Below are 10,973 nucleotides of genomic sequence, written 5' to 3'. Positions count from 1 at the left end.
GAACCAAGCCTTCCAACCCATTCCGGCCCGCAATCTCTGAAAGTCCTTGTTGACTTGATAACGACAGCTACTAACATGCGATAAGAAGGCCCCAGCCCAAACCCAGAGTCCCCATGTCCACACCTGCCGCCTCCATTCCATTGAGCGGGCTTGCCCGGCGCCTGGTTCAAGACGGATTGCTCAGTGAAGCCGACGCCAACAAGGCACTGGATCAGTCCCGCAAGAAACGGGTACCCCTGGTGGCCTACCTGGTGACGGAAAAGATCGTGGAGGCCCGCGGCTTGGCCCAGGCGGCGGCCGAAGAGTTCGGTACCCCCCTGTTCGATCTGGACGCCCTCGACAAGGAATACCTGCCCACCAAACTGGTGGACGAGAAGCTGATCCGCCAGCATCAGGCCCTGCCCATCTTCCGGCGGGGTAATCGGCTGTTCGTGGGCATGTCCGATCCCATGAACATCAGCGCCCTGGATGAAATCAAGTTCAACACCGGCATCCCCACCGAACCGGTGCTGGTGGAACACGACAAGTTGTCCAAGCTGATTGAGGACAGCCTCAACGACGCCTCCTCGATGATGGAAGGCCTCATGGACGAGGACCTGGACAACCTGGAGATGACGGACACCGAAGACCGCGGCCCGGAGGTTTCCGAAAGCGAAGTGGACGACACGCCGGTGGTCCGCTTCGTCAACAAGGTGCTGCTGGATGCCATCAACCGCAAGGCCTCGGACATCCACTTCGAACCCTATGAAAAGGACTTTCGGGTGCGGTTCCGCCTGGACGGGGTACTCGACGAGGTGGCCCACCCACCGGTGAACCTGGCCCCCCGGATCATCGCCCGCATCAAGGTGATGTCCCGCATGGACATCTCCGAACGACGCGTCCCTCAGGACGGGCGCATCAAGATGCAGCTCTCCAAGAACCGGGCCATCGACTTTCGTGTCAACACCTGCCCCACCCTTTACGGAGAAAAGGTGGTGCTGCGAATACTGGACCCCACCAGCGCCTTCCTGGGTATCGACGCCCTGGGCTACGAAGAGCACCAGAAAGCACTCTATCTCAACGCCCTGAGCAAGCCCTACGGCATGATCCTGGTCACCGGCCCTACCGGCTCGGGCAAGACCGTCTCGCTCTATACCGGCCTGGGCATCCTCAACACCCCGGACCGGAACATCTCCACGGCCGAGGATCCCGCCGAAATCAACATGCCGGGCATCAATCAGGTCAACGTGAATCCCAAGGTGGGGCTGACCTTTGCCGCCGCCCTGAGGGCCTTTCTGCGGCAGGACCCCGACATCATCATGGTCGGCGAGATCCGCGACCTGGAAACCGCCGAAATCGCCATCAAGGCGGCTCAGACCGGTCACCTGGTGCTATCCACCCTGCACACCAACGACGCACCCCAAACCCTCACCCGCCTGGCCAACATGGGGGTCCCCTCTTACAACATCGCCTCATCCATCCTGCTCATCATCGCCCAGCGTCTGGCCCGGCGGCTTTGCAACCATTGCAAGGCGCCCGAAGACGTCCCCAAGGAGGTGCTGTTGCAGGAGGGTTTCACCGAAGACGAGGTGAACCAGGGCTTCAAGATCTTCAGGCCGGTGGGATGTGACCAGTGCACCAACGGCTACAAGGGACGGGTGGGCATCTACCAGGTATTGCCCATTTCCGAAGCCATGCAGCGGATCATTCTCGATGGCGGCAACTCGATGCAACTGGCGGAACAGGCCAGGGCGGAAGGCGTCGACGACCTCCGGCGGGCCGGTCTGCTCAAGGTCAAGGCCGGTGTCACCAGCCTTGAAGAAGTCAACCGTGTGACCAAGGACTAAACCATGGCCGAGACAATGACGGTGTTCGTCTGGGAAGGGGTGGACAAGAAAGGCGTCCGGATCAAGGGCGAGACCACCGCCGCCAACGAAAATCTGGCCAAGGCGGAACTGCGGCGCCAGGGTATCAACCCGCTCAAGGTACGCAAGAAACCCAAGCCGCTGTTCGGCGGCAAGAAGAAGATCACCCCCAAGGACATCGCCATCTTCCTGCGCCAGATGTCCACCATGATGAGCGCCGGCGTGCCCCTGGTGCAGTCCTTCGAGATCGTCGGCCGGGGCCACGAAAATCCCTCCATGCAGGAACTGATCCTACGAATCAAGGCGGACGTGGAAGGGGGTGCCACCTTTGCCAGCGCCCTGGCCAGGCACCCGGCCTACTTCGACGACCTGGTCATCAACCTGGTGGGGGCCGGTGAACAGTCCGGCGCCCTGGAAACCCTGCTGGATCGCATTGCCACCTACAAGGAAAAGACCGAATCCCTCAAGGCCAAGATCAAGAAGGCCATGTTCTATCCCGCCGCCGTGATCGTGGTGGCCTTCATCGTCACCGCCATCCTGCTCATCTTCGTGGTTCCCCAGTTTCAGGACCTGTTCCAGGGCTTTGGCGCAGACCTGCCCGTCTTCACCCAGTTCGTCATCGGTATCTCCGAGTTCTTCCAGAGCTACTGGTGGGCCATCTTCGGCGGTATCGGCGCCGCGGTGTTCGGGTTCACCCAGGCCAAGCAGCGTTCCGCCGCCTTCCGCCGTCAGCTCGACCTGCTCTCCCTGCGCATCCCGGTGGTGGGCGAACTGCTGCGCAAGGCCGCCATTGCCCGCTTTGCCCGGACCCTGTCCACCATGTTCTCCGCCGGTGTCCCCCTGGTGGAAGCGATGGAGTCGGTGGCCGGCGCGACGGGCAACGCCCTCTTTTCCGAAGCGACCCTGCGCATGCGCGACGAAACCGCGGCCGGCACCCAGCTCCAGCAGGCCATGCGGAATTCCGCGGTATTTCCCAACATGGTGGTACAGATGGTGGCCATCGGGGAAGAATCCGGTTCCCTGGACGAAATGCTGGGCAAGGTCGCCGATTTCTATGAAGAGGAAGTGGACAACATGGTCGACGGCCTCTCCAGCCTCATGGAACCCATGATCATGGCCTTCCTGGGCATTGTCGTCGGCGGTCTGGTCATTGCCATGTATCTTCCCATCTTCCAGCTTGGAGCCGTGGTGTGATCGATCTTCTCGCCGCAAACCCCACCCTGCTGCTCACCCTCACCGGTGTCTTCAGCCTCATGGTGGGCAGCTTTCTCAATGTGGTCATCCACCGCCTGCCGATGATGATGGAACGCCAGTGGCAAAGCGAGGCAAGGGCATGGCTGCAGTCACGGGGGGGCAACCTGGATCATGCCGAAGAGGTCCAGGGACCCTATAACCTGGTCATCCCCCGGTCCGCCTGTCCTGCCTGCGGTCACCGCATCACGGCCCTGGAGAACATCCCGCTCATCAGTTACCTGTTCCTCAGAGGCAAGTGCGCCTCGTGCGGCGCCAGAATCTCTCCCCAGTACCCACTGGTGGAAATGGCCACGGCCCTGCTATCCATGGCCGTGGTCTGGCATTTCGGTGTCACCTGGGTGGCCGCGGCGGCCCTGCTGCTGACCTGGGCCCTGATTGCCCTGACCGTGATCGACCTGCGCACCACCCTGTTGCCGGATGTCATCACCCTGCCCCTGCTGTGGCTGGGACTGGTACTGAATCTGGGAGGGCTGTTCACCGATGCCACCAGCAGCCTGCTGGGGGCCGTCTTCGGTTACCTGAGCCTGTGGCTCGTCTACCATGCCTTCCGATTGCTCACCGGCAAGGAAGGCATGGGCTACGGTGACTTCAAGCTCTTTGCCGCCCTGGGCGCCTGGCTGGGCTGGCAGATGCTCCCCCTGATCATCCTGCTGTCCTCCCTGGTGGGTGCCGTGGTGGGTCTGGTGCTCATCGCCGTGCTGGGACGTGACCGCAATCTGCCCATTCCCTTCGGTCCCTATCTGGCTGCCGCGGGCTGGATTGCCCTGCTCTGGGGCGACACCATCGTACAGACCTACCTCGGCATGCTCGGCTGACCCATGCTCACCATTGGACTGACGGGAGGGATCGGCAGCGGCAAGAGCACCGTGGCGCGCCTGTTCGAAGAGAGAGGCGTCACGGTCATCGATTCGGATATCATTGCCAGGCAGGTCGTGGCACCCGGCTCGCCCGGGCTGGCTGCACTGGTGGAAGCCTTCGGTCCCGCCATTCTGAAGCAAGACGGGAGCCTGGACCGGGCCGCCATGCGCGATCGGGCATTCCGGAACAGCCAAACCCGTCACAGACTGGAAAGGCTGCTCCACCCTATGATCTGGGCAGCCATGGATCAAGAAAAAACAAAGGCCGGGACGCCCTACTGCATGCTGGTCATACCCTTGCTGGTGGAATCGGGGGCCCGCAACCGGGTCGATCGCGTACTCCTGGTGGACTGTTCCGTATCCAGTCAGCTGGAACGTGCCGGGCGACGTGACGGTGCATCCCCACGGCAGATCCAGGCCATCCTGGATGTCCAGGCCTCCCGGGAACAGCGCCTGGCGGCGGCCGACGATGTCATCGACAACGAGGGATCCGCGGACGCTCTGCCTGCACGGGTGGAAGCGCTGCACCAGCAATACCTCCGGATGGCAGTCGCACACTGATGCCGGATACCGAAGTCACCGGTCTCATCCTACCAAGGTGGTAACATGTTCGTTCATTTCGGCCGCAGATCGGAAAACAATGAATACGTGGTTCACACCCCCCCGGCAGCCGCTGCAGTGAAGGGTTCCATCATCTACGAACAACCCCTGCATGAGCGCATGCGCCTGTTCATGCGTCTTGAAGTGCTGATGCAGCGCTTTGACCACAGCCTTCAGCATGACTCGGGGCCGGATACCCACGGCAGTCTGCTCACCCTGATCGAGATGATGAATCTCACCAATCGGGTGGACGTAAAACGTGAATTGATCAAGGAACTCGAACGACAGATCACCAACCTGAACCGGTTGAGCACCGAACCCGGCGTGGACCAACGCCGACTGAACACGGTGATCGACAAACATCGCCGACTCATAGACGGTATCCATGCCCTCAACGGCCAGCTGGACCAGCAAGTCAAGGGCAACGATTTCTTCAACGGCATCCGCCAGCGAACCGCCATTCCCGGCGGCACCTGTGACTTTGATCTGCCGGCCTATCACTACTGGCTGGCCCGCCCCGCCGGGGAACGGCGACAGCTGCTGCTGGACTGGGCCCAGCCCTTTGCAGACATCCAGGAGGCCGTCAGCGTGATCCTGCAGTTGATCCGCAATGCCGGCGTCCCTCGCCCCATGACGGCGAGCCGGGGCTTTTACGAACAGAACCTGGATACCAACCAACCCTGGCAGATGATCCGCATCACCCTGCCCCTCAACGCCCCCTGTTATCCCGAGATCAGCGCCGGACGTCAGCGTTTCTCGGTGCGGTTCCTGCGTGCCGGTGACCTGAAGTCACGTTCGACCCAGTGCGACGAGGAAATCCCGTTCATGCTGAGCTGCTGCGCACTGTAGCCACCGGACACCCGGGGGCGGCGTGCTATTCCCGCCGCAGCTGCACGGGGACACGCAGTTCATGGATCTGATCCCCCAGACGGACACGCACCAGCGCCAGCCAGTCCATGCGTCCGGACATGCAGACCGGCAGCACGGATTCTGCCTCCCAGTTCCCCGCCGCCACCGACTGGAATTCAAACCGGTGCAGCCCCATGTCCATGCCGGGCATGATGTAGGACACCTCCAGAGGATCCAGGGAATCACTGCCCTCCAGGTGCAGGACAAATCGCTCCAACGGTGGAATCCGCGCCGGTCCCCGGACCCGAATCGCCTCCCCGTCCACCATCACCAGGCAGCCCCGGTCGTCCAGCTCACAACCGGACGGGGCCTCGATGACCGACATTGCCGGATCTCCTGGCGCCAGCAGGGGCCGCAGCCAGTGTTCTCCGGCCAGGTATCCCAGGCCCAACATCACGGGAATCAGTAACCAACTCCACCAGCGCGCCATGCCTGTATCCTCGTCGCAAAAGGATGATCGCCCCGCCGCTCACCCGGGACCGGAACTCAATCCGCCTCCGTCGCCCCTTGCCACAGCCCCCGGATGCCGGCGATGCCCTGCCCGCCGTGATGCCGCGCCGTGGCGATGTCATCCACCGTCATGCCGCCCAGGGCATAGGCCGGTCGGCCCGCCTGCCGGGCCAGTGCCGCAAATCCCGGCCAGCCCAGCACCGATGCACCCGGGTGGGTACGGGTCGGCGCCACCGGAGATACCAGGACAAAATGGGCACCGAGTCGGGCCGCATGGGCCAGCTCGTCACGATGATGCACCGAGGCCCCCACCAGGGTCAGGCGATCCAGCACATCGGGACGCCCCGCCAGGGTGGCCAGACGGCGGGCATTGAGATGGACGCCGTCAGCCCCCAGGGACACGGCCAGTTCGGGGTCCGCGTTCAGCAGGATCCGCACACCTCGGGATCGGCACAACGGAATCACCATCTCGGCCAATGCGGCAAAATCCTCCCGACTCAGGCGTGGCGCGCGCAGCTGCAGCAGCGCCGGGCCGCCGGTCTCAAGACTCCGGCGCAGCCCGTCCAGCAGGGTTTCCGGGCAGCGCAGATCCGGCGTGATCACCAGACGGTCCGGCAGGGTCAGGGCCTGGATGATGGCCCGATTGGCGGCCGGAAACGCCAGGGCATGCAGTTGGTCGGCCGACACCCAGCGCAGCGGCTGCCCTTCCATGCCCCGGGGCTGCCCCTCGAAACGGTCGACCTTCACCACTTCCAGGCAGACCCGTCGGTCAGGATAATCGTGATTCAGAGTGATCAGGGGATGATACCGCAGGGGCGTGATGTCCAGTTCTTCCCGCAGCTCCCGACACAGGGCGTCCGCCAGGGTCTCCCCCGGCTCGATCTTGCCGCCGGGGAATTCCCATAGGCCCCCCTGGTGCACGTGCGCGGGGCGACGGGCGATCAGATACTCATCGCGCGCATTGGTGATGGCGGCCACCGCCACCCGCAGCGGCTCAGCCATGACCCTCAGGAACGGTATTCGGCGTTGATACGCACATAGTCGTAGGAAAAGTCACAGGTGTAGACCTCGGCTTCGGTCACTCCCCGCCCTCCCAGATCGATATGGATGAGGATCTCGGCCCCGGCCATCACCCGGCGCCCCATGGCCTCCTCATATTCGGGCGCCCGACCGCCATCGGCGACAATGCGCACATCGTCCAGATGAATGGTCACCCGGTCCACGTCCAGATCCTTCACACCGGCACGGCCCACCGCGGCCAGGATCCGCCCCCAGTTGGGGTCCGAAGCAAACAGTGCGGTCTTCACCAACGGCGACAGGGCCACGGCAAAGCCCACAAGGCGGGCTTCTTCCGCGTCCCGTGCACCGCTGACCCGTACGGTGATGAACTTGGTGGCGCCTTCACCGTCACGAACGATGGCATGAGCGAGTTGCCGACAGACCCGCAACAGCGCCTGCTCGAACAGGGCCTGGTCCGCCTCCGTCTCCACCGCTACCCCGGAGGCACCAGTGGCGGCCAGCACGCAGGCATCATTGGTGGAGGTATCACCGTCCACGGTGATGGCGTTGAAACTGGCATCGCCGCAACGTATCAGCATGGCCTGCAGCACCGCCTTGTCCACCAGCGCGTCGGTGGCCAGAAAGGCCAGCATGGTGGCCATGTTGGGGTGGATCATGCCGGAACCCTTGGCAATCCCGGTGAGGGTCACCTCGCCACCGGACAGACGCACCGTTTCCGATGCCCCCTTGCCCACCGTATCGGTGGTCATGATGGCGCGCATGGCCCGCATCCATCCCTGTTCATCCAGGGCGGCCACGGCCTCGGGCAGGGCCGTCGAGATCCGGTCCACCGGCAGAGGTTCTCCGATCACGCCGGTGGAAAAGGGCAATACCTGGGCCGCCCTGACGCCGGTGCAGCCAGCCACGGCACCGCAACTCAGGTAAGCGGCTTCCAGACCCTGGGACCCGGTACCGGCATTGGCGTTGCCTGCATTGATCAACAGATATCGGGGGCCGCCCTGGAGCAGGTGTTGCCGGGCCACCTGCACCGGGGCGGCACAGAAGGCATTGCGGGTAAACACGGCGGCACAGGTACTGCCCGCCGCCAGTTCCATCAGCACCAGATCGTCGCGCCCCCGGTAACGGATACCGGCGGCCACGGCGCTGAGCCGAACCCCGGGAACGGGTGCCAGGGAAACGGGTTCACTGAGGTTCACGGCCATCGATCATCACTCCAGTCTGCCGTGGCAGTGCTTGTACTTCTTGCCCGAGCCGCACCAACAGGGATCGTTGCGGCCCAGCTTGGGCCCCTCCCGGCGGTAGGGCTCCTGATCCGGGTCTTCCGGCTTGTCCTCGGCATCGTCCTCGGCGGACAGGGGGCTGTCCGGCTGGTCGTGCTTGAATTCCATGCTGGCCGGCTTGGCACTGCCGCGCGCCTGGGCCTCCAGCGTGGCGACGTCATCCGGTGACTGCACCTGCAGGCGCATGAGCATGGAAATGACGTCATGCTTGATGCGCTCAAGCAGGCTCTCGAACATGGCGAAGGCTTCGCGCTTGTACTCCTGCTTGGGATTGCGCTGGGCGTAACCACGCAGACCGATGCCCTGGCGCAGGTAATCCATGGATGCCAGATGTTCCTTCCAGTGACTGTCCAGCACCTGCAGCATCACATCCTTCTCGATCCGCTGGGTCAGTTCCGGGCCGAGCACGGCCCGCTTGGCATCCAGGGCGCCGCTCACCTCCCCCTGCAGACGCTCGCGCAGGGATTCCTCGTGCAGATCGTCGTCCTTCTCCAGCCAGCCGGCGATGTCCAGCTTGAGACCGAACTCGCTCTCCATGGCCTGGGTCAGGCCGGGGATGTCCCATTGCTCGTCGATGGAGCCGGGAGGAATGTAGCGACTGATGGTCTGATCCACCACATCCTCGCGCACGGCGCGGATGGTGTCGGAGATTTCCTGGGAGTCCAGCAGTTCACGACGCTGCTCATAGACCACCCGACGCTGGTCATTGGCCACGTCGTCGTATTCGAGCAGGTTCTTGCGGATATCGAAGTTGTGCCCTTCCACCTTGCGCTGGGCATTCTCGATGGCCTTGGTCACCCAGGCGTTCTCGATGGCCTCGCCCTCCTGCATGCCCAGCTTCTGCATGATCATCTTCACCCGGTCGGAGGCGAAGATGCGCATGAGCGTGTCTTCCAGGGACAGGAAGAAACGGCTGGAACCGGGATCGCCCTGACGACCGGCACGCCCCCGCAACTGATTGTCGATGCGGCGGGACTCGTGACGCTCCGAACCGATGATGTGCAGGCCGCCCGCCTCCAGCACCTGATCGTGGCGCTTGCGCCACTCGTCGCGGATCTTTTCCACCTGGACCGGATCCGGATTCGGACCCAGGGCCTCCAGCTCCGCCTCCAGGCTGCCGCCCAACACGATGTCGGTACCACGACCTGCCATGTTGGTGGCAATGGTCACCGCGCCGGGACGACCGGCCTGGGCAACGATATGGGCCTCCCGCTCATGCTGCTTGGCATTGAGGACCTCATGACTGATCTTCGCCTTCTTGAGCAGGTCGGACAGGATTTCCGAGGCCTCCACCGAGGCGGTGCCCACCAGGACGGGCTGTCCCCGTTCCCGGCAGTGCTTGACGTCCTCGATGATGGCCTTGTACTTCTCCTTCTGGGTCATGTAGACCAGATCCTGCATGTCGTTGCGGATCATGGGCTTGTTGGTGGGAATCACCACCACTTCCAGGCCGTAGATGTGCTGGAACTCATAGGCCTCGGTGTCGGCGGTCCCGGTCATGCCCGAGAGCTTCTTGTAGAGGCGGAAATAGTTCTGGAAGGTGATCGAGGCCAGGGTCTGGTTCTCGTTCTGGATCGGCACCCCCTCCTTGGCCTCCACGGCCTGATGCAGACCTTCCGACCAGCGCCGGCCGGGCATCACGCGACCGGTGAACTCATCGATGATGAGGACCTGTCTGTCCCGCACCAGGTAATGGACGTCCCGCTGGAAGATGGCATGGGCACGCAGCGCCGCATTGAGATGATGCAGCAGAGGGATGCTGGCGGCATCGTAGAGGGACTGGTCCGCCTTGAGCAGCCCGGCCTCCTTGAGCAGTTGCTCGGCGCGTTCCTGGCCGTCCTCGGACAGGAAGACCTGCTTGACCTTCTCGTCGACGTAATAATCGCCCTCGGATTCTTCCTCTTCCTGACGCCGCAGCGTGGGGACGATGTCCTTCATCCGCTGGTAAAGTTCGGAGTTCTCGCCGGTGGGGCCGGAGATGATCAGGGGGGTACGGGCCTCGTCGATGAGGATGGAGTCCACTTCGTCCACGATGGCATAGGCCAGGTCGCGCTGAACCCGGTCCTCGGCACGAAAGGCCATGTTGTCGCGCAGATAATCGAAGCCGAATTCGTTGTTGGTGCCGTAGGTGATATCGGCGGCATAGGCCTCGCGCCGGGTCACCGGGCGCAGATGAGGATGTCCATCCTCCTCGCCGACATGGTCCGGATCATACAGATAGGAATGCTTGGCGCCCTTGGCGCCGGAGGAATTGATCACCCCCACGCTCAACCCAAGGCCGTGGTAGAGACGCCCCATCCAGGCCGCGTCGCGGCGAGCCAGATAGTCATTGACCGTGATCACATGCACGCCCTTGCCGGGCAAGGCATTCAGATAGGCCGACAGGGTGGCGACCAGGGTCTTGCCCTCCCCGGTGCGCATCTCGGCGATGCGACCGTCGTTGAGCACCATGCCGCCGATGAGCTGGACGTCGAAGTGACGCATGCCCATGATACGACGGCCGGCCTCGCGGACCACTGCAAAGGCCTCCGGCAGCAAGTCATCCAGGGATTCCCCCTTGCCGAGGCGGTCACGGAATTCTCCGGTCCTGGCCCTGAGCTGCTCGTCGGAGAGCGCCTTGAGATCGGCTTCCAGTTCGTTGATCCGTCCCACCTGTTTGCCGTATCGCTTGACCAGGCGGTCGTTACGGCTACCGAAGATCTTTCTGACTAGGCTTGTGACCATGAAGGGTTCTGCGCTGAGTTGCTGAACTTGAGGCC

Annotated in this window: 9 protein-coding genes; 5 read left to right on the top strand and 4 right to left on the bottom strand. The window is 63.3% G+C overall.

All coding sequences use genetic code 11. The features are described from left to right. Positions 1-113: 113 nt before the first annotated feature. Genes pilB through zapD form a run of 5 tightly spaced genes read left to right on the top strand, consistent with a single transcriptional unit; the run spans position 114 to position 5,404 of the window. Complete coding sequence (gene pilB / locus LQD11_RS09980; protein ID WP_238617413.1) at positions 114-1,826, top strand: type IV-A pilus assembly ATPase PilB; 1,713 nt, start codon at positions 114-116, stop codon at positions 1,824-1,826. A gap of 3 nt (positions 1,827-1,829) precedes the next feature. Further along, positions 1,830-3,038 (top strand): type II secretion system F family protein, encoded by a 1,209-nt coding sequence (locus LQD11_RS09975; RefSeq protein ID WP_238617412.1) that lies wholly within the window; start codon positions 1,830-1,832, stop codon positions 3,036-3,038. Then, on the top strand, positions 3,038-3,913 hold the full coding sequence (locus LQD11_RS09970; protein WP_420828264.1) for a prepilin peptidase: 876 nt from the start codon (positions 3,038-3,040) through the stop codon (positions 3,911-3,913). The genes LQD11_RS09975 and LQD11_RS09970 overlap by 1 nt, the downstream gene beginning before the upstream one ends. Positions 3,914-3,916: 3 nt before the next feature. Then, a complete protein-coding gene (coaE, locus tag LQD11_RS09965) occupies positions 3,917-4,516 on the top strand; it encodes a dephospho-CoA kinase (protein ID WP_238617411.1) in 600 nt (199 codons plus the stop codon). 45 nt (positions 4,517-4,561) lie between these two features. Further along, positions 4,562-5,404, top strand: a complete 843-nt coding sequence (gene zapD, locus LQD11_RS09960; RefSeq protein WP_238617410.1) for a cell division protein ZapD — start codon at positions 4,562-4,564, stop codon at positions 5,402-5,404. Positions 5,405-5,429: 25 nt separating this feature from the next. On the opposite strand, the gene LQD11_RS09955 is transcribed toward zapD, so the two are convergent. Genes LQD11_RS09955 through secA form a run of 4 tightly spaced genes read right to left on the bottom strand, consistent with a single transcriptional unit; the run spans position 5,430 to position 10,938 of the window. Then, complete coding sequence (locus LQD11_RS09955) at positions 5,430-5,894, bottom strand: hypothetical protein (RefSeq protein ID WP_238617409.1); 465 nt, start codon at positions 5,892-5,894, stop codon at positions 5,430-5,432. 56 nt (positions 5,895-5,950) lie between these two features. Then, positions 5,951-6,916, bottom strand: coding sequence for a Nudix family hydrolase (locus LQD11_RS09950; protein ID WP_238617408.1), 966 nt, complete (start codon positions 6,914-6,916; stop codon positions 5,951-5,953). 5 nt (positions 6,917-6,921) lie between these two features. Further along, positions 6,922-8,136: a bifunctional glutamate N-acetyltransferase/amino-acid acetyltransferase ArgJ gene (gene argJ / locus LQD11_RS09945; RefSeq protein WP_238617407.1), complete on the bottom strand. Its 1,215-nt coding sequence runs from the start codon at positions 8,134-8,136 to the stop codon at positions 6,922-6,924. 6 nt (positions 8,137-8,142) lie between these two features. After that, positions 8,143-10,938 (bottom strand): preprotein translocase subunit SecA, encoded by a 2,796-nt coding sequence (gene secA / locus LQD11_RS09940; protein WP_238617406.1) that lies wholly within the window; start codon positions 10,936-10,938, stop codon positions 8,143-8,145. Between the last annotated feature and the right edge of the window lie 35 nt (positions 10,939-10,973).

This window comes from Ectothiorhodospira shaposhnikovii (assembly GCF_022227765.1).
In the GTDB taxonomy this organism is placed as follows: Bacteria; Pseudomonadota; Gammaproteobacteria; order Ectothiorhodospirales; family Ectothiorhodospiraceae; genus Ectothiorhodospira.
This window is presented reverse-complemented; position numbering and strand designations above follow the sequence as displayed.